Source organism: Kitasatospora sp. NRRL B-11411, assembly GCF_000721345.1.
GTDB lineage: Bacteria > Actinomycetota > Actinomycetes > Streptomycetales > Streptomycetaceae > Kitasatospora > Kitasatospora cineracea.
This window is the reverse complement of sequence record NZ_JOGH01000111.1, coordinates 1-22,457: the sequence shown is the minus strand read 5'-3', so window position 1 is coordinate 22,457 and position 22,457 is coordinate 1. Positions and strand designations below refer to the sequence as shown.

Annotated in this window: 13 protein-coding genes; 10 read left to right on the top strand and 3 right to left on the bottom strand. The window is 70.1% G+C overall.

Annotated elements, in window-relative coordinates:
- Window positions 1–88: 88 nt before the first annotated feature.
- A complete protein-coding gene (locus IH44_RS48690; RefSeq protein ID WP_035957077.1) occupies window positions 89–490 on the bottom strand; it encodes an integrase core domain-containing protein in 402 nt (133 codons plus the stop codon).
- A 456-nt stretch (window positions 491–946) separates the two neighbouring features.
- On the opposite strand from IH44_RS48690, the gene IH44_RS0132220 reads away from it, so the two are divergent.
- The 6 genes from IH44_RS0132220 (at window position 947) to IH44_RS0132195 (ending at window position 17,097) form a co-directional block, all read left to right on the top strand.
- Window positions 947–2,257, top strand: a complete 1,311-nt coding sequence (locus IH44_RS0132220) for a triacylglycerol lipase (RefSeq protein ID WP_157852533.1) — start codon at window positions 947–949, stop codon at window positions 2,255–2,257.
- Window positions 2,258–2,382: 125 nt separating this feature from the next.
- A complete protein-coding gene (locus IH44_RS0132215; RefSeq protein WP_157852532.1) occupies window positions 2,383–6,675 on the top strand; it encodes an AAA family ATPase in 4,293 nt (1,430 codons plus the stop codon).
- A 49-nt stretch (window positions 6,676–6,724) separates the two neighbouring features.
- Window positions 6,725–10,408 carry an AAA domain-containing protein gene (locus tag IH44_RS0132210; protein WP_232795165.1) on the top strand — a complete coding sequence of 1,228 codons (3,684 nt, stop codon included), beginning with the start codon at window positions 6,725–6,727 and terminating at the stop codon, window positions 10,406–10,408.
- A complete protein-coding gene (locus IH44_RS0132205) occupies window positions 10,405–13,629 on the top strand; it encodes a hypothetical protein (RefSeq protein WP_030463329.1) in 3,225 nt (1,074 codons plus the stop codon). Before IH44_RS0132210 ends, IH44_RS0132205 begins: the two co-directional genes overlap by 4 nt.
- Window positions 13,626–16,007, top strand: a complete 2,382-nt coding sequence (locus IH44_RS0132200; protein WP_030463328.1) for an ATP-binding protein — start codon at window positions 13,626–13,628, stop codon at window positions 16,005–16,007. The genes IH44_RS0132205 and IH44_RS0132200 overlap by 4 nt, the downstream gene beginning before the upstream one ends.
- Before the next feature lie 178 nt (window positions 16,008–16,185).
- Window positions 16,186–17,097: a hypothetical protein gene (locus tag IH44_RS0132195; RefSeq protein ID WP_232795164.1), complete on the top strand. Its 912-nt coding sequence runs from the start codon at window positions 16,186–16,188 to the stop codon at window positions 17,095–17,097.
- Between the two features lie 239 nt (window positions 17,098–17,336).
- Here the strand turns inward: IH44_RS0132195 and IH44_RS44775 are convergent.
- Window positions 17,337–18,154 (bottom strand): IS5 family transposase gene (locus IH44_RS44775; protein ID WP_107066671.1). Its coding sequence is split into 2 segments (ribosomal slippage): window positions 17,337–17,803 and window positions 17,803–18,154, totalling 819 coding nucleotides; the frame shifts between segments, so codons are not numbered across the junction.
- 302 nt (window positions 18,155–18,456) lie between these two features.
- On the opposite strand from IH44_RS44775, the gene IH44_RS44770 reads away from it, so the two are divergent.
- Complete coding sequence (locus IH44_RS44770) at window positions 18,457–19,869, top strand: ISL3 family transposase (RefSeq protein WP_107066670.1); 1,413 nt, start codon at window positions 18,457–18,459, stop codon at window positions 19,867–19,869.
- Window positions 19,870–19,918: 49 nt separating this feature from the next.
- Complete coding sequence (locus tag IH44_RS45790) at window positions 19,919–20,266, top strand: hypothetical protein (protein ID WP_157852531.1); 348 nt, start codon at window positions 19,919–19,921, stop codon at window positions 20,264–20,266.
- Here IH44_RS45790 and IH44_RS0132165 read toward each other — a convergent pair.
- The gene (locus IH44_RS0132165) at window positions 20,256–21,023 is read right to left on the bottom strand and encodes an IS5/IS1182 family transposase (RefSeq protein ID WP_030463324.1); all 768 of its coding nucleotides are present in this window, start codon (window positions 21,021–21,023) and stop codon (window positions 20,256–20,258) included. The genes IH44_RS45790 and IH44_RS0132165 overlap by 11 nt on opposite strands.
- A gap of 190 nt (window positions 21,024–21,213) precedes the next feature.
- Between IH44_RS0132165 and IH44_RS46875 the strand changes: the two genes are divergently transcribed.
- Both IH44_RS46875 and IH44_RS0132155 read left to right on the top strand, forming a co-directional pair.
- Complete coding sequence (locus IH44_RS46875) at window positions 21,214–21,366, top strand: hypothetical protein (RefSeq protein WP_157852530.1); 153 nt, start codon at window positions 21,214–21,216, stop codon at window positions 21,364–21,366.
- Window positions 21,367–21,401: 35 nt separating this feature from the next.
- Window positions 21,402–22,457 (top strand): glycoside hydrolase family 15 protein (locus IH44_RS0132155; RefSeq protein WP_030463323.1); only part of this gene is annotated, 1,056 nt, incomplete at its 3' end.

Below are 22,457 nucleotides of genomic sequence, written 5' to 3'. Positions count from 1 at the left end.
GACGCGTCAACGTCCTCTGGGCCCTCATTCGTGACGGGAAGCACTACGAGCATGCACTCCCCGTCACATCAGCTGCTTGACAACAACATTAGGAGGTGATGGTGACCTGCGATTTTGCTGTCGTGAGGTAGTAGGCGTTCTCGTATTCGACGGGCGGGACGTGGCCTGTCTCACCGTGGAGTCGACGGTGGTTGTACCAGTCGACCCATTCGGCGGTCGCCAGCTCGACCTGCGCCAGAGCCCGCCAGGGCCGCCGCGGCTTGATCAGCTCCGTTTTGAACAGGCCGATCGCGGACTCCATGAGGGCGTTGTCGTAGGCGTCGCCGACGGATCCGCTGGAGGCTGCGACGCTGGCGGCATCGAGGTGCTCGGCCAGGCGGAATGACGTGCACTGACTTCCTGCGTCGCTATGATGTACCAACTCGCCTGGCAGGGGCGGGCGTCCGTCGCGGTCGCGCTGCCACAGGGCCATCTCCAGGGCATCGAGCACGAGGCGGGTCTGCTTCGTGGTCGCGGCGAACCATCGGCCGAGCCGATACCGAGCTTCTCCGCGGCGGCCCGCAGCGCGGCCGACTCGTTCGGGTGGTCGCCGAGGACCTCGGCGACCATGCGCACCGCACGACGCCGCAGCTCAGGCGGGCAGGAGGAGGGACGTGCCATGACTCGAATCCTTACCCGAAATCGAGTCTCCACCGAAGCCGGGGCGGTTCAGTCCCAGTAGGCCCATCGCGGCCTGATCAAGAAACTCGGCCGAGCGCTCTACGTACTCGCCGACTGATCCTTAACTTCGCGGCCTTGCCTCAAGTAACGTCGTTCCATGGATTCAATGATTGGTCGGGACCGGCCTCCGGTCCGACCCGGGGTCACGCATGACGCCATCCTGGTCGTGCCAGGGATCATGGGTACGGAGTTATACGAGGCCGCGACGGGCCGCATGTTGTGGGGCATGCGCAAGGTGGCGGAGTACGCCGCCCGCTGGGATCTCAAGAACGGCATGGACCCGCTTGCGCTGACCGACGACGAGCGGGTGGGCCGACTCGGCCGGGTGGTGCCCGGCCGACTGCTGCAGATGCCCGCCTGGATGCCGCTGACCGGCGGGTTCGAGCCTTACACGCCGCTGATCAAAGGTCTGCGGAAGGCTGTCGTCCACCCCTCCGCCATCGGCGAGTTCGGTTACGACTGGCGGCTGCCCGTCGAACACAACGCCAGGCTGTTGGCCGACCGGATTGACCAGCACCTCAGCGACTGGCGCGCCCACCGCGAATGCCAGGCCGCCCGCGCCGCCGCCCCCGACCAACGGCCCGCCCGCATCGTCCTCGTCGCGCACTCCATGGGCGGACTGCTGACCGCGGCGCTCGGACTGATCCCAGGTGCCCTGGACAACGTCCGTGCCGTGCTAACCGTGGGCACGCCTTTCCATGGTGCCGTCAAGGCCATGGAGATCCTCAACAGCGGCCACGGCATGCTGGGCCTCCCCGCGAAGAACCTGAGCCGGCTGGCCCGCACCCTGCCGGGCGTTCACGACCTGCTACCCAGCTACCGCTGCCTGGACACGGGGGACGACGTCGTGGCACTGACGCCCGGTGACGTGGAGGCCATCGGCGGTGACCGCGAACTGGCCGGGAAGGCCTTTGAGTTGCACACTCGGCTCGATGGGGTCGTGCTTCCCTGCCACCGCATCGTGGAGGGCATCGCCCAGCCGACTACCCAGTCGCTGCGTATTCGGGACGGCGTGGTGGAGGCTCGGCACCTCGGCTACGACCGGCACGACGACGGCGAACTCCTGCGTGACGAGATCGGCCGACTCGTCGAGTACGACCACGGCGGCGACGGCACCGTCTACCGCTACTCCACTACCCACGGCGACGTGGAAACCTATCCCGTCGCCCAGCAGCACGCCGCCCTCGCCGTTACCGGCTCAGTCCTCGACTTTGCTCGCGGCCTGCTCACCGGAAATCGGCGCGGTGCCCGCCTCGGCGGCGCCGATTTGGGGCTCGACACCCCCGACCGGGTCCCGGTCGGTACCGCCTTCGAGGTTGTGGCTCGCACCGAGCAGGCCCCGGACCAGGTCAGCTGCCTGGTGGAGGACGCCGGTGCCGAGACGCTCCAGGAGCCGGTCCGCAGGCCGCTGTTGACGCCCGTACCAGGTGAGGACGTGCTGCTCAGCGCCCACGTGCTGCTCGATGAGCCCGGCCTGTACCGGGTAAAGGTGGGCGCTGGCGGCGACCCGGTTACACGGTTGGTCATGGTGGGCTGACCGGGAGCCCGGACACGCAGAGAATCGAACATGGGGGGTAGGGTCGCATGCACCGTGACAGGCCGGACGGAGGCTCTCCCGGACACCTCGGCCAGGACGACGGCTTCGCCATCATCACACTGCCGATGGACACGTACGTCGACACGGGCCGCTTCCCCGTGCTCGACGGAGTCGTCGCGGAGGCGGAAGACGTCGCCGAGCTGTTGAGCGTCTGGGGCGGCGAGCACCGACCGTGGCAGGGAGAGGATCGCACCAGCGGGGCCGTCAAGACCCGGCTGCGTGAGTGGTCCGGGGCACGCCCGCCCCGCAACTCCATGCTGCTCTGGTTCGGCCACGGCGAGTCGAACGAGGACACGGCCCTGCTCGCCGTGCGCGGTGCGGGCATCGACGACCAGGACGACAGCATCAGGCCTGCCGAGCTGGGCGAATACCTCGTCCAACAGTTCCGCAGCCGGGCTCGCGAGGACTGTTGGGCGGTCGTGGTCGTCGAGGCGTGCGGCGCCGCCCGCTTCATCGACAAGCTGCTGGCGTACGTCGTGGAGCAGCGCGCCGCTGAACACCTGGTGATCATCGGCTCGGGAGCCGACCAGGGCAGGGGGTACCTGGCGTCCTTCCGCGAGGTGCTCACCACGGTATTGGAAGAGTTCTCCGGCAACTACAGCCACATTCGCCTCAGGGATCTGGCTCAGCGCATCCAGGATCTGCTGGAGCCGGGCCGGGTCTGGTACCAGTTGGCGGGGGACGAGGTCCTGGTGCGCCGGGCCGAACCGGCCGAGCCCGTGATCATGACGCTGGAGGACTACGCACGGCCACGCACGGAGGCGGCGTCCGTGACACCGCCCGATGTCCTGCCCGGAGACTCCGGCGCTGGTCCGGCCGTCCCGGATACGACGCTCGCTCCCGTCCGGGCCGGCTCCCCCTCCGGTGAGCTGGCGTGGCTGTTCGTCGGGCGGTCCGAGGATCGGAACCGGATCGCCGACTGGCTGACCGACGCCGACCACGGCGTACTCGCGGTGACCGGCCCACCCGGCTGCGGCAAGTCCGCTCTTCTCGGCCACATCCTGCTGCGTGTTGCGAGGTCTGGCGAACCGTCCGGGCCAGGCCCTGCGCCGCGGCATGAGCCGTGGCCCGACCACGTACCACGTCCTGCGGCGGACACCTTCCTGAACCTCACCGGTGCCTCGGTCGGGCAGGTCGTGGAGCAATTGGCCCAGGTGTTCGCCGTACCCGCGCTGCCAGAGGCCTCCAACGACGACGAACGCATCCGCGCCCTTCTGGATGCCGTACGACCCGGCGACCGGCGCTGGACCCTGTTCGCCGACGCGCTGGACGCCTCCAACGACCCGAACCGGCTCGCCGATCTGCTCCGTGCGTTGGGCGCACTGCCAGGTGTGCGCGTGGTGGTGGGGACCAGGCCGTCGTCCGCCGACAGCCTCGACATGCCGGAGGCCGTCGTGGAGGACCTGCTCGACGGTCTGGGGTGCGTGGCAGCCGACATCCTGCGTCTGACACCGGACCCCCAGGACCTGGCCGTCTACGTACGCGAGGCCCTGCTCGCGGAACAGGAGGCGTTCACGGACCTGGAGATCGACCTCGACGCAGCCATCCAGCGTGTCGTCGCTCTGGTCTGCTCGGCTCCGCAGCCGGTGGCACGGCGCGACTTCCTCTACGCCACGCTGGCAGTACACGAGATCATGGCTGATCCGACACTGCTCGCGGAGCGCAGGCGGGACGACCTGGCAGACCTGCTCGGCAAGGATCACCAACGGCTGTTCGCTGCCGTCGTGACGCGGCTGCGGGACGCGTTGCCGGGCAGCATGGCCGTGCTGCGCGCCCTGGCATTCGCACAGGGCCACGGCCTGCCCCGGGCCGAACGAATCTGGACCACGGTCGCCTCCGCGCTGAACGGCAGTCCCGTGGATGTCGCGCTCCTAGACGCGGTGGCCAAGGCCGCGGCGCCGTACATCATGTTGGATGCCGAGGACGGGCAGGCCGTCTACCGGGTGGCGCACCGCACCTTCCGGGACTTCCTGCTCGGTGGTGACGATCCGCAGGAAACCCGGCGGAGGGAGCAGGACCGGCTGCGCATCGTCACCGCCCTGACCCAGCTGGCCGCGGCGAGGGACGAGAGCAGGACGGCCGTTCCCCGGCCGCACCCCTACCTGGTGCGCCATCTGACTGCGCACGCCGCCGAGGCGGGCCCCGAAGGCTGGCGGGTACTGGCCGGCCAGCTCGGGGTGCTCGACCACCTCGACCCTGCGGCGCTGGCCGGCGCCGTCCTGCGGTCGGGCGCGGGACTCGCAGCCCTGCCCCCTCCGGTCACCGGGGCCTTGGCCCTGGCACACCTGGCTGCCGCCGCCGCCCCGGCCGACCGCAGAGGGCTGCGTGAGCTGGGCAGTTGGCGAACGGGAGCTGTCCCGGCCGTGCCCACCGGAGTTCCGTACGACGGCCCTGCCGCGTCCTGGACCGTGCGATGGGCCACGCTGCCGCCCTGTGCCCCGCACCTGACCCTCGCCGGGCTGGGCGTGCCGATGCGGGCGTTGCGGGTGCTCACCCGCCGTACCGACGGGCGGAAGCTACTCATCGGCGCCGGGGAGGCCGGGGTGGTGCGGGCCTGGGACCTGCGCACCGGCCTGGAGACGGTGCCCGCACTGCGCGGCGGTCCGCGCGAGGGAGCCCAGTTCGCGCTCGCCCCATTGCGCGGGCCGGACGGAACGGACCGGATCGCCGCGGCCGGGGTCGATCGCGCGCTACGGGTCTGGGACGTGCTGACCGGACGGCCTGTCGGCCCGGCATACTCTCTGCTGGGCGACGCCGTCGGGGCGATGGCACCGTTCGCGGGGAAACTGGCGATCGGCGACCTGCAGGGCCGCCTCTGGCTGTTCGACCCTGTCGAGGAACGAGAGGAGCGCTCCCGGACCGGCCATCACGGCCCGGTGCTCGGCATGGCGGTGTTCGAGCAACCCGGCAGCGGCGCCGAGCGGCTCGTCACGGTCGACGCGAAGGGCTGGGCCCTGGTGTGGCGGGCCGATCGCAGTCTGCGCGAGACCGAGTGGCGGGCCCATGACGAGGGTGCGCGTGCCGTGACGGTGTACACCGACCCGAAGCACGGGGTGGTGTTGACGGTCACCGGCGAAGACGGGACCGTACGGCTCTGGGACCCGGAGGGCCGGCGGGAGCTGGGGCGGCTGACGGGCCATGAAGGGCCGGTGTACGCGGTAACGGCGTTCACGGATCCGGAAGACGGAGCAATGGTGCTGGCCACCGCAGGTCAGGACGGGACCGTACGGCTCTGGGACCCGGGGCTCCGGCGGGAGCTGGGGCGGCTGACGGGCCATGAGGGGCCGGTGTACGCGGTAACGGCGTTCACGGATCCGGAAGACGGGACAATGGTGCTGGCCACCGCAGGTCAGGACGGGACCGTACGGCTCTGGGACCCCTACGGCAGGAGCGCTGCCGCTCGTCCGACGGCGCCTCCGGTGCGGGCCCTGACGGAAGCCACGGACCCGGCCCACGGCGGCGTGCTGCGGGTGGCGTACGCCGACGGTGGCGTCGTCCGGCTGAGAGCCTCCGACGGCACCGTGCTCGATGCCCCGGTTCCGGGCGGCGACGTCGTATCCCTGGCGGCCCTGCCGGCCCCCGGCGGCGGTGCCGTGCTGGCCACGTCCCACACGGGCGGCGCCGTTCGCATCGACGGTGTCCCGGCCGGTGGCAGGGAGCGGGGCGCCAAGGCCACCTCAGCCGGGCAGGCCGGGACCTCACCCGGGAAGCCGCTAGGCAGAACAGTGCCCCCACAGCGCTTCGACTCGCCTGTCCCGCCCCCCTCGGATCCCGTGCGGTTCCTCGCCGGGATCTACACGACCGAAGGACGGCCTGCCTTCGCCGGGCTCACCGCACGGGGAGAGCTGCGCTGGTGGGACGCCCGTACTGGGTCCCTCCTGGGCAGCGCGGTGACAGAGCTGCCCGCTCCCTTCATGGCGATGAACGCGATCCCGCGCGGAGCGGCCACCGCCTTGGCCGTCGTCGGCGACGGCGGCCACCGTGTCTGGTGGTCGGCCGGCCCGCGAGGTCCCTGGCGGCCCCTCTTTCCCGGCCAGGCGGGCAGGTTCGCCTCGACGGCGGCACTCCGGGGTCCCACCGAGGCGCACTTGGCGCTGGTCACCGTGGGTCGCGAGGGTGAACTGCGGGTCTGGGACTGCACGGGCACCCGGCTGCTGCACACAGTGCGGCTGGGACTGCGCTGCCACGCCCTGACCTCGCTGGGTGAGGGCGGCATCGCGGTGGGCACGCAGGACGGGGTCGTCGTGCTCGATCTCGACGTGAGTGCATGGGCCGACCCGGGTGAGGCGGAGGGTGCGGACCCCGGCGATGGCGCGGTATTCGGCGAACAGGCTGACAGGTCCTCAGGGATCACCTGAGAATGGCGGTACGAGGTGACGCCGAGGGGGACGAGGCCGGTTGAACGACGTGGAGAAGTACGGGGCACTCATCGATCGGCTCTTCTGCCGGGACAACGCCCAGTTCGAGGGTTACACCCTGTTCGGCGACCCGCAGATCGTGGTCCCCGAACGCTTGGTGCGAGCGACCTTGCACCGCCGCACCGACGCTTCCCGCGGGCACGATGCCTACCAGGTCACGATCTTTGACAAGATCACCGGGCTGGCCGGCGAATTGTGGGAGCACACCGCCCGCAACCTACTCCGGGTGGGAGCGCTCAACCACCCGGCCCTTCCGCAGATCGCCATGGGCAAGTTCGTCACGAGCGAGGGCATCGCCTTCACCCTCACCCGGGAGCGTGGCGAGCCCATCAACGTCGACCACACCGTGGCCTGGGCCAGCCGCAACACGGTAAGGGCGTTCGAACACTTCAGCACTCTGCTCGACGCCCTGAACGAACTGCACTCGGCGGGCATCATCCACCGCAACCTCACTGCGGCCTCACTCAACGTCCATGTGCTCGACCGGGCGGATCCCGATGAAGTCGCCGTTGTCCTTTCGCGGTTCGAGATGAGCACATTGATTGGCAACGTCATCCGTACCGTGGGTGCGGGGAGCGGAGCCGAGACCGTCACCGAGGTCCGCCAGTTCTACACGGCCCCCGCCGGGATCGAGCCCGAGCGCCATCTGGCGTATCTGGCTCCGGAGCTGCATTCCTACCTCTTCGACGAGCACACCAGTGTCCGCCGGGACTGGGTGACTACCGACGTGTACGGTCTCGCGGCCACCGTCTGGGAGTGGTTCTGCGGACGCATTCCCGACGTGCTGCCCGAGCCGTACGCGGAGGTGCGGCGGGCCGCCGCGGAGGATCGCAAGGCCGCGCTGGCCCGGCTCCAGCGGGCCATGGTCTCCCATCTGGCCTCTGCCGGATTGCCTCCGGCGCTCGCCAACACCCTGCGCCACATGATGGAACCGCACCCCGACAGCCGATGGACGGCTTACGAGGCGGCCAAGCACCTGGAGGAGAACTGGCAGAAGATCCGCGTCCACTGGGCAGGGCCGGAGGAGAAGCGGCCCCGACTGGTCGCCTTCATGCCGGACGAGAGCGTGCAGCTCTACGAGGAACGCAAGTGGATCCAGCACTCCCCGGCCACCCCTGCCGGTCAGGAGGAACTGCGGTTCTTCCTTCAGAACGAGCTCTCCGAGGCCGTGCTCGTCCACTCGGCGCGCGGCGCCCTCGGCTACGCCACCGGGCCGGAGGACCGGCTCAAGGAGGCTCAGTGGGTGCTCATCGGGCACCGTGCCGTGTGGTTCTGCGCCGTCCTGTACGACCCCGTTCCTATGACGACCACGCGCAAGCACTTCAAGCAGGTCCTGGTGATCAAGTACTTCCGCGACAAGGACATCACCATGGAACTGGTGACGGCCAAGCGCAGGCGCAAGGTCGAGAGCGGGCTGCAACTGATCCCCTTCCGGCCCGGGCAGAACATGACCAGCGTCGTCGAGGGTCGACACTCGTGGAAGGACCTCCAGGAGGCGGTGCGCGGGCACATACGCACCGACACCCTCAACGAGATGTACCTGCGCTCCCTCCAGTTCCTGCTCAACTACCAGCGCATGGTGCTCCAAGCCCGCTCCTACCCGTTCCGCGTAGTCGGCGCCGCCCAGCAGGGCACGGTGACCATCGAGTTCGACGAGGACGCGGATGCCGACCGCCGGCACTCGTCCCCGATGCTGTCGGCCTACGCGTTGGACGAGCGGAGGCGGCCGCGGTTCGCGGACTTCTTCGCCGGCCTCGACGGTGAACGCGAGGACAGGGCCACCGTGCTGAACGTGGTGGGCCGCGGGTCCACCCGCGAACCGTACTTCGGCGGCAAGGCCGTCACCGCGGTCTTCCGCGAGTACGTCGATCCCTACACGATCAGGGTGTCCGTGCAGGGGGCGGGGACCCTTCCCAAAGCGGGCTGGATCCGGCACGTCGACGACAGCGGCACCGGCCCCCAGCTCGACCGGCAGGAAAGGGGCCTGGCCCTGCTGCGGGCGCAGCCGCTGCTCATCGAATCACTGCGCGCGCCGTTCTCCTTCGACCTGGGGCGCGGTCGCTGGATCGACCTCCATCCGCGCAAGGACGAGGTCGACTTCGACGCCGTCTCCCGCAAGCTGATCGAGCGAATGCTCGGCACCCACCCGTTCTTCGCCCTGCAAGGACCCCCCGGCTCCGGCAAGTCGACGCTTACCGCCGCTGCCGTCCGCCGCAACCTGGAGGTGGAGCAGGGCGCCCGGATCCTGGTCACCTCGCAGTCCAACCACACCCTCGACGGACTGGCCCGCAAACTGATCCAGCATCAGAGCCCGCGCACCCTCATCCTGCGCGAGACGGCCGCCGAGAAGGAGGACGAGGTACGGGACGAGCTGGTGCGCGCCCATACCCTCACCCACCTGACCCGGTCGGTTCAGGACGCCTCGACCCGGCTGCTCGCGGCCCGGCTCGCCCGCAAGCCCTACGAGCGTTCGCCGTACGACGACGACCCGTACCCTCCCGGCCTCCTTGAGCTGGCCGAGCGCTGGTGGATCGACCTGCCGAGCCTGCCACCGCTGAAAGGGGCGCGCCGCGAGCTGGCCGAGCAGTGGCTCAAGCACATCACCTCCAACCAACTGGAACTCAGCGACCGGATCCGCAGCGGCGCCAGCGTGGTCCTCGCGACCTGCTCCATCGCCGCGACCGTCAACGACGGGCGCTGGGATCCCAAGAACCTGTTCGACTGGGTCATCGTTGAGGAGGCCGCCAAGGCATGGTCGACCGAGATCATCGTCCCGCTAGTCCTCGGCGTTCGCTGGACCCTCATCGGCGACCATCTGCAACTGGGACCGCACCGCCAGGAGGAACTGGAGGCCTTTCTCGATTCCCTGCACGGCCACCCGGATCCCCTGGTGGCCCTGGAGTACGAGCAGAAGAAGGACCACCTCAAGGCACTACGGCTGTTCGAGCAGATCTTCGCGGACAAGACCGAGAACGACTACAAGCTGGCGGACTCGGCCGTGGGCCGGATCGAGAAGCAGTTCCGCATGGACAAGACGATCGCCGAACCGGTCAGCCGCGCCTTCTACCAACACGTACCGCCGCGCGAGGAGAACGGACTGCCCCTCAGTTTCCTTCGCACCGAGAAGCACAAGCCGCACGACCTGACCGAACCGGACTTCCTGCGCGGGCGCCCGCTGGTGTGGGTCGACACCGGCGACTGCGACGGGTACGGCGACGAACCCCGCTGGCGGAACGAGGGTGAGGTGCGTCTGGTGGACTGGATCGCCCAATCGATGCTGCCGACGTCCGCGCCGCCCGACCGCCTCGACGACGAGGGCAGCCTCGCCGTCCTCACGCCTTACAAGGCCCAGCTGGAACTGCTGGGTGGTCGGGACTCACTGCGCGGCCGCGAGTACACCGTCCACTCCTTCCAGGGCCGGGAGGCCGATCGGGTCATCGTCTCCCTGGTGCGCTCCACGGCCGACCCGGGCGGCGGCATCGAACGCAACGTCGGCCACGTGGGCCGGCTTGAACTGATCAACGTCCTGATGTCGCGGGCCAAGCGGCTCCTCGTCGTCGTGGGCGATCTTCGGCACTTCGCCACCTACGGTGGTGAGCACTGGGCCAGAGTGATCAAGGTGTTGCGTGCCTACGGCACCATCGTTCCCGCCGACGAAGTAGGGCCACGATGAACGACGTCGTCCAACTGGCGCTTCCGTGCCGCGTGGTGACTCTCAAGATGCAGGTCGGGTCGGAGCACGGCGACACCACCCTGGAAGCCCTCGTCACCAAGGCCGTCGGCACCGGGCTGACGAAGGTGCAGGAGCTCGCCGACCTGTTCGTGCTGCCGTACCGCGTGGTGCTCGACGTGGTGACCTCGCTGTGGACCCGCGGACTGCTCACCATCGATCTCCAGAGCGGCGCCCTCGAACTCAGCGACGGGGGCCGCGACAGCGTCGGCACGGGCTCCGTCCTCGCAACTGCCGAGGGTGATGTGACACAGGAGACTCGCGCCTATCTCTTCGAACCGATCACCGGCAGTTTCTTCACGGAACGGGAAGGCACTCCCAAGGCGCCACCGGGCGCTCTGCGCGCCCCCGTGGACCACGGGCTGAAGGCCTCAGACCTGCCACCCCGGGACCTACTGTCCGCAGTCCGCGCGGCGACCCGGTACGGCGGCGGGGCCGGGTTCCGCCGCCGCATCCTCAACGTCAGCTTCGGCAACCCGCTGCTCCAGCCACCAGACGAGATCCGCTGGTACACCATCGGTGTGCAGGTGCGGGCAGATGAGGACAGCGGACGGCTCACGGTGTCGGTCGCCGACCCGGGCAAGCGGTTCTGGAACGCGCGCGCGGAGACCCGTTTCCAGGAGTACTTCGCCCGGCTCGGCGACGAACAACCCGACAGCGGCCTGGTGCAGGCGTTGCGCGGCAAGGCGAGCAGGGTTCTGCTGGAGCCGGAGGGGGCCGCGCAGCTCCTGGGCCGACTCGCCGCCCAGGTGGGGAAGTTGCCGGCGACCGAGACCGTGCACACGGCTCAGGCGCAGAAGAACCTGGAGGACCTCGGACGCCGCATCCAACAGCGGCTGAGCGGCCTGCTCCATGCACGGGCGGACCTGGAGCCGATCGTCAGCGCCCAGGGTCACGAGTGGGCGCCCAGGTATCTGCTGGCCAATGCGCAGCGGCAGCTGGTCATTGTCTCTCCCGTGATTCGCTATTCGGCGCTGAAAGAGCTGCTGCCCGACCTTCGTGCCGCGCTCGATCGCGGAGTCAGGATCGTCGTGTCCTCAGGACGGACGATCAGCGACACGCCCGCTCCGGAGGTCCGCGTCGCACTGAGCGAGCTGTCTGCCCGGTACCCAGGGCAGATGCTGCTGTCCTCCGCCAGTGCGCGCACCGCGGGCTGTGTCGTCGTTCAGGACAACAAGCGCGCCTACGTCAGCGCGCACAGCCCGCTCGACGTGATGAACGGTTTCAACGGCGAGATGACGGGGCTGTTGATCGAACCGTCGAAACACGGTCCCGAACTGCCCAGGTGCGTCACGGACCTGCTGCTGTGGGTCCGCAGGTCCGGGTTCGCCGGCCATGGTCGGCTGGAGATCCTGGTCCACCAGTCCGAGTTCCCCGGGGCCGAAACCGCCGAGCCGGTCGGCAGGGAGATCGCGGAGACCCCGCTGCCGCCGGGCCCCGCCGATAACACGCCCGAGATGCTGCGGATCTGGGCTGCCAGCTGGCGCGAATACCAGGCTGCACTCGCCGACACGGTACGGCAGGCCACGGACGAGGCGCCGAGCGTGGAACTGGTGGAGGACGGGGCCCACCAGGACTACCTCTGGCAGGCGCTTCACGGTGCCGCCACCCGGCTGGTGCTCGCTGACGACCGCATCAGCCCCCGGGCTGCCACCGAACGCGTGGCCGGAGCTCTGCGGGAACGCGCCGAGCACGGCGTCGTCGTCGATCTGGTTCAGCCCTCACCGAGCCGCGACGTCGATGCCGTGAAGCCGTTCACCAACGTCGTCGAGACAGCCCAGGGCATCACCGTCCACCGGCGCCGCACCGGTGTCCGGCTGGTGGTGTGCGACGACACCCTTCAGCTCGGCAGCTTCGCCCCTTTGGGTCGGAGCTCCGCCCGCGCCGAGGGCACTGGTACCGCCAGTCAGGTCGGGGTGCGGGTGTACGGCGCCGGATTCGTGACCGACGTGCTGTCCCGGCTGGGCGTCGCGCGAAACTCGGTACCCGTACCGTCGCAACGGGACGCTGGGGAGCCTGTCGTACGGGTCACCGACGGCGCGATCGCCGCCTACGGCGCTCTGGAGAAGGCGCGTCGGGCTCGCTCCGAGGGGCGTTACGGTGAGGTGCTGACGGAACTCCTGCGCGGACTCGACGACCCCTGGCGGGTCTTGGAGGTGTGGGAGGAGCGCGACGTCTCCGTCGGCGATCTGCGCCGGGGGGCCGCGACGCTCCTGCGGCTGGGCGAACGCGTGCCGGCTGTGCACCGCCACCGCTGGGCCCGCTGGCTGGTTTCGGACGCATGGAGGCGGCACGCCTTCGTCGAGGCCGCGCTGGTCGGGCGACTGCTGCCGAACAACGGCGAGCCGCTGACGGCAGCGGTGTGCACCGCGGCGCTGCCGTTGGAGCTCGGGCCGGTGGGAGGCGCCCTGGAGATCGCCGCCCTGGAGGTGGAGGACACCTGGGATCAGGTGGTCGCTGCCGTCGGTGGGCTCGCCGAGGCACTGATGTGGGGCAGCTCCTCCGGTGGCCAGGTGGTCGAACTCCATCGCGACGTACTGTCCCCGCGATGGCGTGAACTGGCCGACGCTTCCCGCCGACTGGGTTCGCTCGACGGCCGCGGTCTGCCGTTCAACGCGTTCGTCGCGCAGCTTTCCACGACCACGACCGCCGCGGAGACGGAGGAGCGCTGGGCCGAGGTGGCGCAGCGGATCGGTGAGATCCGGCGGCGTCGTCAGCGCTTCAATTTCGACTCGGGCCAGGCCTGGCACGACGGGATGTTCGCTCCGGACGGCGTCCTCACCTGCATCGAAGCGGCAGCCGCGGACCTCGCGCTGCGCCCCGGGCTGGGATCCCGCCTGCCGTCCGACGTCCGTCGCCATGTCGACCACCTGGTCGCGGCCGCCGGCCAGGAACCGATCCAGTGGAGCAGGCAGACGTCCTTCCTGGGTCGTATCGAGGCGCTGGTGTTGGAGGCACGCAGCCTGTCCGGCGTCGCTGCAGGCAGGGCCGAGGACGGAGCGTCGATCCCCACCCGCTTCAGGGAGTTCGCCGTGCGGACGGCGGAGGCGTGGGACGGGCTGTTCAGTGAGGCAGACGTTCTTCAACCGCCGTATCGCCACCCCGCGCTGGCACTGCTGCAGCGCCTGGAACCGGTGGCCAAGTGGGCAAGGGTGCACGTATGACCGACGACTCCGTGATCGAACTGCTGAGCCAGTGGCCCGGACGCTTCCGCTTCGGTCGGCTAGCGGTTGCGCTTCGTGCCCCGGAGCAGTTGGACGAGGACGCCCTCGTCAACGCCGTACTGCGTGGCATCGCCGAGGACGACGACGAACAGTCGGTCTTCGACAGCCTGGTGCGGGAGGGGCGGCTGGAGGACGCCGAATACCTGCTGGAGAACGGCCCGCTCCTGGGCCGAGGCGGACTCTCCCGCTGGCTGCACGCTCTTACGGCCCGTCGCCAGGAACTGCGAGAGGAACTCCAGTCCCGCTGTGCCGCCTTGGAGAAGCGGGCGGACGACGCCGACCTGGTCCTACCTGAGCTGGACCTGGCGGCACTGGAGCAGCTGTGCGCCACGTCCTGGCCCGAGACGCTGCGGCTATTGGAGGCCGTCGAGTCCGCCCTGGAGGGAGGGCTCGCAGCGGGCCGGGAGGCTCTCCGGTCCCGGCTCGCGGAGCGAGAGGCCCAAGGCGTGAACGACCCCGCGTGGGCGGAGTCGAGCCGGGCCCTCGTCGACGCGGGACTGCTGCGGGCCGCGGCCCGGCAGATTGACGACGGGACGCGCAGCAGCGGCCCGGAACGAGTGCCCGCACTGCCCGCGTGGAACCCGGAACTGTCTCCGAGGCAGGTCCTGGACTGGCATCTTGACCCCGTCCAGCGTCAGCGGCAGGCCCGGTACGCCGGTTGGGCACCGGCCGATGACTCCGCCCGCGGACTCGTGGAGGCGTACGCCTCTCTGGACGACGGCGGCTTCATCGCCGCTCACCGCTTCACCACGGCACTCACCGCCTTCCTTGGCTCCGACGCCACCGATCAGGTCAGTCCCGACGAGGTGACTGGCGGATACCTCACCGCCGTGTCACGAGCATTCGTCGATCCCGAGCTCATGCGGTTCATTCCCCTGGGCAACCTGGAGGTATTCGTCGGCGAGCCCGAGACCAGGGAGCCGGAGGCCATGGGCACGCTGCCCCAGTACCTCGCCGTGGGTCCGGGCTTGAAGGCGTCGGCGGAGCGCGGTCCGTACGCGGTACTGGTCCTGCGGGACGTGCTCCGGCTCGCCACTCTGCGTACTGGCCGGCCCACGGCACTGATGCGCCTGCTTGGGCGGCAGTGGCCGCTCGCGGCGTTCGCCGGCGACACCCCGAACGCACTCGACGAGCTGCTGGGACCGGATGAGGCCACGCGGTGGACGACCCTTCGATGGATCCTCGACCTGAGCGGACTCGGGGACATCGTCGCCGCCGACGCGCTCGCCTTCGCGACCGGCTGGGATCCCGCGTTGCTCCACCTGTTCCTGCAGGCTCTTGCAGAGCGCCAGGACCGCTCCGGAGGGGGTGTGCGGTGGTTGACGCAGTGGCGCCAGGACCGGCAGTTCGTGGCTGCCGTCGAAGACGCGGTGGTCAGACCCCTCGGCCGCGCACCCGTCCCGCGCCTCGCGTTCTGGGCCGCCCTCGCCGCGGCGCCGGCCGGCGAGGAGGTAACGGCGGACGAACTACTGGGGGCGGCGCAGCTCGTGGCCGACCTGGTTCCCGACGCCGATGCGCTCACCACCGCCATGGCCGCGCTCGCCCGTCTCCGACTGACCGAGGAAGCCTCCACGGAGTGCGTCAGGTTCCGCCGCTGCGGTGTGCTGAGCGTGCTCGGCGACCGCGCGGAGCAGCGGCTGGAGACGATCCTGCGGGACTGGGCCGCCCACCCGGCGTCGCCAGCGCCCGAGGACGGCCATGCCGTACGCCTCTGGGCGGCCCGGCGGCATGGCCTCAGTCCCGACTACGAGGAGTACGTGACGGCTCTGGAGGGGTCAGCACCGGCCCCCGACCTGGACACGCGGCTCGCAAGGCTGGCGCAGCAAACCACCGGGAAGCTCTGGGACGAGCGGCGAGTGGACGGGACGACCGACCTGGTGTCCGTGCTGCGCGAGACGACAGGCCTGTGGCAGCAGGCCTTTCCCGATGTCCGGATGGCGACCAGCGGTCCGGGCGCCGCCGTGGCACGGATCAGCCCTCGCGCCACGCAGGTACTCCTCTACGAGTTGCTGGCGAACGCCGGGGAGGCACTTGCCGGTTCGGAAACAGGACGCGTCTCCGTCCACCTCGAACCGCACGGCAACGAGTGGATCGTCGATGTCCGCGACAGCGGCCACGGGATCACCTACCCGCAGGGCAGAGAGGATCTACTCTTCCGGGCAGGGCACTCGACCAAGGGCGAGGGCCGAGGCGACGGCCTTCACCGCGCCCGAGCCATCGCCGAAGCAGCCGACGGCGCTCTTCTCCTGGTCTCCCGCTCGGACGGCCACCCCATTCTCAAGGGTGCCCATTTTCGACTCATCCTGCCGAAGGGCTGACGTCAGCTTGTCGTTTAACGTCCAGCTACGAACTGGTGAGCGTGACGATCACGCGTTCGCGCGGTCCGTTCGGGGAAGCACCGCGTTCCCGAACGGCGCCAGGGAAGTACCTTGCCACCGATGTCGGCCCGTTCGGACATGATCTGCTCCAATCGGACTCGACGGCGGAAGACAGAGCATGAGCGACTGGCGGACTAACCCGACATACGCGATGTGCCAGGCCTTGGTGAACGGGGCGGAGCTGTCCTCGTTCGCGGACGGGCCGTTCGACGTGCGCGCGGTGGCGACTGCGGTCCCGCCCGAGGCCAAGGACAGATTCCTGCTCGACGAAGTCCCCTGGGAGAACTTCCCGCAGGGGGACCATGTCCGGGAGGCCGTCCGCCTGCTCCGCGCCGGTGGGTCGCCCGTCCCCGCCAGCGCGGGTGTGGTGAGCGGCATGTGCGCCAACGACATACGGGCGGCTGCCGCACTTGCCGTTGCGTTCCTGATCAGGATCGCCACCGACCCACACCACCCCCACCGCACCGCCGCGCTCGCCGAGGTGCCCGCCCCGGCCCGCGCCCGCTACTTCGGAGTCGCCTCCCGCGCCGAACTGCTGCTCCACCGCGCTGGGCCCCGGCAGGACGACTACGACGACTACGGCTCCGAGGTGACCGGCTACCCGGCGGGCTGGTCGGTCGCCGCAGCCCGGGCCACGATCACCGCCGACGCCGCCCTCCTCCTGCCCCTGCTGCACGACCCCGTCCCGGCGACCCGGATCCGTGCCGCCTACGCCCTGGCCACCGTCACCGACCTCGACGGCACGGTCCGCACCGCCCTCCGCGCCCGGTTCGCCGCAGAGCCGGCCCCGGACGTCTGTGCCGCACTGCTCCTCGCCACCGACGAAATCACCCGTGCCCACCCCCACTCGTCGACCACCGTCATGCTGCGCGAGTACTGGCAGAACCGCACCCGAGCTCCCGAAGTCCGGCTGGCCGCCGCGATCGGATGGCTCTGCCGCACCGACGAAACCGCTCCCGACGACCTGCGCGCAGCCGTCGACCGCCTCGCCACCGACGAGCGCGCCCGCACCATGGACGACCTGCCCTAAATGGCCGCCGCCGGCGGATCCGGCGAGACGGGGCTGCAGCGCTGCCTGCGTACGATGCTCCACCCCGAACAGCCTGACCCGATGGAGTACGACGACCCGTGGGCCCCGCAACCCTGACGGTGAGAGCAGATCCTCACCTACGTTCGGCGTCGAAAAAGCGGGCCCGGTAATCACTCGTTCGGGTGTCTCCGGGACGTGGGCGTGGCCTTCACGTGATCCTGAACTCGGCTTAAAAGGTCCTAACAAAGGCATTCGACGTGTCGGTGCGTGATCAGGCAGGTGGCGAGGCCGAGGAAGGCTTCGTGGATGTCGTCGCGCCGTTCCCAGCGGATGCGAAGGCGGCGGAAGCCGTGGAGCCACGCGATCGTGCGCTCGACGACCCAGCGGTGGACGCCGAGACCTGAACCGTGGGGTACTCCGCGGCGGGCGATCACCGGTTTGATGCCCTGCTTCCACACGAGCCGCCGGTACTTGTCGTGGTCGTAGCCCCGGTCGGCCAGCGGGGCGGCCGGTCTGCGCCGGGGCCGGCCGACGAGCCCGGCCACGGACGGGACCTTGGCCAGCAGGGGCAGGAGTTGGGTGACGTCGTTGCGGTTGCCGCCGGTCAGCGACACCGCGAGCGGGATGCCCTGGCCGTCGACAAGGACGTGGTGTTTGCTGCCCGGTCGTGCGCGGTCGACCGGGCTCGGTCCGCTTTTGGGCCCCGTCGGGCGGCCCGGACGTGGCTGGAGTCGATCACCGCCCGGGACCAGTCGAGCTGCCGGGCGGCCCGGAGCTTCCGCAGCAGGACCAGATGGAGCCGGTCCCAGACGCCGGCTTCGTTCCAGGCCGCCAGGCGCCGCCAGCAGGTCATGCCCGAGCCGAAGCCGAGTTCCTGAGGCAGGTACTCCCACTGGATGCCGGTGTGCAGCACGAACAGGATCCCGCACAGCGCCTGCCGGTCCGGCACACGAGACCGTCCCGGCTTCAGCTTCGGGCCCGGCTCAGGCAGCAACGGCTCGATCAGCCCCCACAGTTCGTCCGACACGATCCACGGACGAGACTCCCTCTTCCCCACGAACGGACCAACGAGCAGACCAGCCGACAGTCACACAACAACGCGACTTCTGTTAGGACCTTTAAGAGGTACAGGACTTGACGCGAAGGCCGCAGTGATGAGCCTGGTGCAGCAGGGTGTGCGGGGCGAGCCGTTCGCGGAGCTGTCACGCTTCCGGGAGGTGGCTGCATAGGTGAGAACGGGTTCTGGTCCAACTTCTGTGGTGTAGCTACTCCCTGTGACTGGTGATCTCGCTGGTGTGCCTCGCGAGATCGTCTCGAAAGAGCTGGTGCCTGCGGCGTTCGGGCTGATGGTTCTGGGCTGTGCGCGAGGTACTGCTCTGGCTGGAAGAGCTGCTCTTCCTGGCAGATCTGGGGATCAGGGTGGAGTCGGTGCAGGACGATGGCGAAGTGATCCGTCTCGGTGTCAGATGCCGGACGGCCGGGGCGTGGTGTCCGGGCTGCGGTGGCTGGTCCGAGCGGGTGCATGGCTCTTATCTGCGGTTTCCGGCGAACCTCCCCGTGGCGGGGCGGCGGGTTGTGTTGCGACTTCGTGTCCGGCGGTTCACGTGCGAAGACGTCTCCTGCGAGCGGCGGACGTTCGTCGAGCAGGTCGCGGGCCTGACCCGGCGGCACAGCCAGCGGACCGAACGACTGCGGTCGGTGCTGGCCGGGGTCGGCCTCGCCCTGGCCGGCCGCGCCGGTGCCCGGCTGACCGACGTCGTCGGCGCGGGAGTCAGCCGGAACACGGTCCTGCGGCTGGTCGACGCTCTCCCTGAACCACAGCCAGCGGTCCCGCGTGTAGCGGGCGTCGACGAGTACGCGATGCGCAAGGGACGTGTCTACGGGACCGTGCTGGTCGACGTCGAGACCCGCAGGCCGGTGGACCTGCTGCCGGATCGCGAGGCTGGCACCGTCGCGGCCTGGCTGGCCGATCATCCTGGGATCGAGGTCGTCTGCCGCGATCGCGCCCCATTCTTCTCCGAGGGCGCCAGCGTTGGCGCGCCCACCGCCGTCCAGGTTGCCGATCGGTTCCACCTCTGGCGCAACCTCGGCGAAGCGGCTGAGCGATGCGTCTCTCGCCACCGCTCGTGCCTCCGCGCGACCTTCGCCGAGCCGGCACCAGAGAACCCTCCGGCACCGGCCGAGTACGGGTCGCCGTGGCCCACCGGACACCGGTTCGCCGACCGCACCCGCGCCAAGCACGCCACCGTCCACGCACTGCTGGCTGCCGGCCACAGCCGACGCTCGATCCAGCGCCAGCTCGGCATGACCTACCGCACCGTCAAGCTGCTGGCCGACGCCGCGAGGCCGGAGGACCTGTTCCAGGGGCAGTGGCAGAACCGCAGGACCAAGCTCGACGACTTCAGGCCCTACCTGCACGAGCGGTGGGCCGAGGGCTACACAAACGCCTGGACCCTCTGGGAGGAGATCAAGACGCACGGCTACACGGGCGGCTACGGAGCCGTCCGCGCCTACCTCCAGCCGTTCCGCACATCCCCGACCCCACCCGCGGCTCGTCCGCCGTCCCCACGCACGGTCACGGGCTGGAATCCTGACCCACCCCGACATGCTGCCGGAGAGCGAGTGCCTGAAGCTCAAGTCCGTCCTCGCCGACTGCCCCGAACTGGAAGCCCTCACCGGACACGTCCGCGCGTTCGGGAAGATGCTCACCCAACTCCAGGGCTACCAGCTCCCACAATGGATCAAGGCGGCCCGCGGCGACGACCTGCCTAAAGGTTGTCCCGTAACTGGGGCCTGGCGTCTCGCGGCATACTGGCGCTCGTTGATGATCTCGTTCGGCTGTGGGGGGGCGTTCGTGCTTGAGTTGCGGTGTGAGGCGGTCCGCTGGGTGGACGATGAGCCGTGGCCCGGGGTGGTCGAGGTTCAGTTCACGGATGCGGCGGGGCGGCGTTGGTCGCTGTTCGACAAGGCCCCGATCTTCGCGGCGATGGGCGAGCTCGGCCCGGACACGTCGTATCCGGTGGAGGTCACCGTCGCCTGCGCGGTCGCCGAGAGCAATGGCCTGGTGGGGGACGACGAGTTCGTCACGGTCTCCACTTCCGTGCACGGCGTCGCGACGCCGGACGGGCGCGAGGAGTTCACGGTGCGGCCGGACCAGCTCATCCGCTGAGCGCAAGGTTGTGGAGCCGGGCGACGCCCATCATCGTCTGGTGCACTCCAGTTCCGCGTAGGCGGCAGTACCTGAGGATCTTCCAGTTCTTCATCCGTGAGAAGACATGCTCGACCCGGGCCCGGGCTCTGCGGTGGACGGCGTTGTCGGCTTCCTGCTCGGGTGTGAGGTGCTCCTGCCCGCGTCGGCGCCGGTGCGGGATCAGAGCCCCGGTTCCCCGATAGCCGCCGTCCGCCAGCACCGGGGCATCCCGGCAGGCGCGGTCGACGCCCGATTCAGTGAAGGCCCGGCAGTCATTGCGGTTGCCGGGCAGTGGAAGGCCGACGGCGACGACGAGGCGGCTGTTGGCGTCGATCACCACCTGCTGGTTGGTGGAGTACCGGTAGTTCTTGCTGGAGGCTGCGATCGTCCGGTCCCGGGTGGGCACCAGGGTGCCGTCCACGATGAGCACGGTGTCCTGCCGTGGCCGGCGGGCGGGCGAGATCGCCAGCAGCGGTGCGAGGTGGTCCAGCACGCGGTCCGCGGCTGACTTCGAGATCCCGAACAACGGCGCGACCTGCCGCAATGTCAGGTTGGTCCGCCAGTAGGTGGCAACCAGCAGTACCCGGTCCTCCAGGCAAAGCCGCCACGGCCGGCCGCGCTGGACATCACCTCCGCGACGGCGGACCAACGCGACCAGCTTGCGGAACTGCGACTCGCCCAACCCCGAGAACGGCTCGATCCACATCGGATCGCTCGCCGAGATCACCCCACCCATGCCGTGACCAACGCCGAACCAGACGGATAGTTACGGGACAGCCTTTAGCCCCTACGCGGCGTGGACCCCGCTCGGCTGGCAGGACCGCAACATCCGCCGCACCAGCGTCGTCCTGTTCTGGAACCCGATCGGCCACCACCACGTACGGAACTGCTACGAGGCCCACCTGCTCACCGGGCAGGGCGGGGCGGTGGTCGTCGGCTGCGACCCCGCCGACCCGGTCCAGCGTGCCCACCGGGCGCTGCTCGATCACGCCCTGCCATGGCTGCCCGCCGCCGACACCCTCGCGGCCACCGTCTCCGCGGCCCTCGCCGAACTCGAAGCCGCCTCGGCCCGGCGCTGACCGCCCATCACCCACCCGCTTCTGCAAGGACTTCCATGCTCCGCACCCAGCCCCGGTACCGGATCGAGGACCACGCGCTCCTCAGCAACACCGGCTCGGCCGCCCTGGTCCTCCCCGACGGGACCATCAACTGGGCGTGCCTGCCGGACTTCGACTCGCCGTCGGTCTTCACCTCCCTGCTCGGGACGCCCGAACACGGCTACTGGCGGGTCGGGCCGGCCGTCCCGGAGGGCCCGCCGCCGGTCGCCGACCGCCGCCAGTACGTGGGCGACACCCTGGTCCTGCGCAGCGAGTACGACACGGGCACCGGCACCCTCGCCGTCACCGACTTCATGCCCGCCCCCGACCGGCTCGGCATGGTCGCGCCGCGGATCGTGCGGATCGTGGAGTGCGTGAGCGGCGTGGTGCACGCCGCCTCCGTCTACCGGCCCAGAGCCGACTACGGCGCCACCGCGCCCGTCATCCAGCGGGCCAGCTCCGGCGCCCCGTGGCTGGAGGCGGTCGCCGGGGCCGACACCTACTGGCTGCACAGCGATCGCGACCACTCGGTCAACCGCAGCCGGGTGTGCCGCGCCGACTTCACCCTCACCGCCGGTGAGAGCGCCACGTTCACCCTCACCTGGGGCCCCACCCGGCGCGCCGCCGTCGCCGCTGCCCCCGAGCGGCCGGACGCCTACGCCGAGCTGACCGCGACCGTGCAGCACTGGGAGGCGTGGGCGCGCGGGTGCACCTACCGCGGCCCCTACCGGGAGGCGGTGGTGCGCGCCGCCCTCACCCTGGCGGCGATGTGCCACCCCGACGGCGGGATCGTCGCCGCGCCGACGACCTCCCTGCCCGAGTGGCTCGGCGGCGAACGCAACTGGTGCTACCTGTACGTCTGGGTACGCGACAGCGCGCTGACCGTCGCCTCCCTGCTGCGCGTGGGCAAGACCGAGGAGGCCGGGCGCTGGCGCGACTGGCTCCTGAAGCACCTCGACCCCGAGCACCTGCTACCGATCTACCGCCTCGACGGCTCCACCGACCTCACCGAGCGGGTGCTGGACCACCTGCCCGGCTACGAGGACTCCCGGCCGGTGCGCCTGGGCAACGGC

Coding starts and splice junctions, on each gene's coding strand:
- IH44_RS0132220 (WP_157852533.1), top strand. CDS start 947: ATGCGCAAGGTGGCGGAGTACGCCGCCCGCTGGGATCTCAAGAACGGC.
- IH44_RS0132215 (WP_157852532.1), top strand. CDS start 2,383: ATGGACACGTACGTCGACACGGGCCGCTTCCCCGTGCTCGACGGAGTC.
- IH44_RS0132205 (WP_030463329.1), top strand. CDS start 10,405: ATGAACGACGTCGTCCAACTGGCGCTTCCGTGCCGCGTGGTGACTCTC.
- IH44_RS0132200 (WP_030463328.1), top strand. CDS start 13,626: ATGACCGACGACTCCGTGATCGAACTGCTGAGCCAGTGGCCCGGACGC.
- IH44_RS0132195 (WP_232795164.1), top strand. CDS start 16,186: ATGAGCGACTGGCGGACTAACCCGACATACGCGATGTGCCAGGCCTTG.
- IH44_RS0132165 (WP_030463324.1), bottom strand. CDS start 21,023: ATGGGTGGGGTGATCTCGGCGAGCGATCCGATGTGGATCGAGCCGTTC.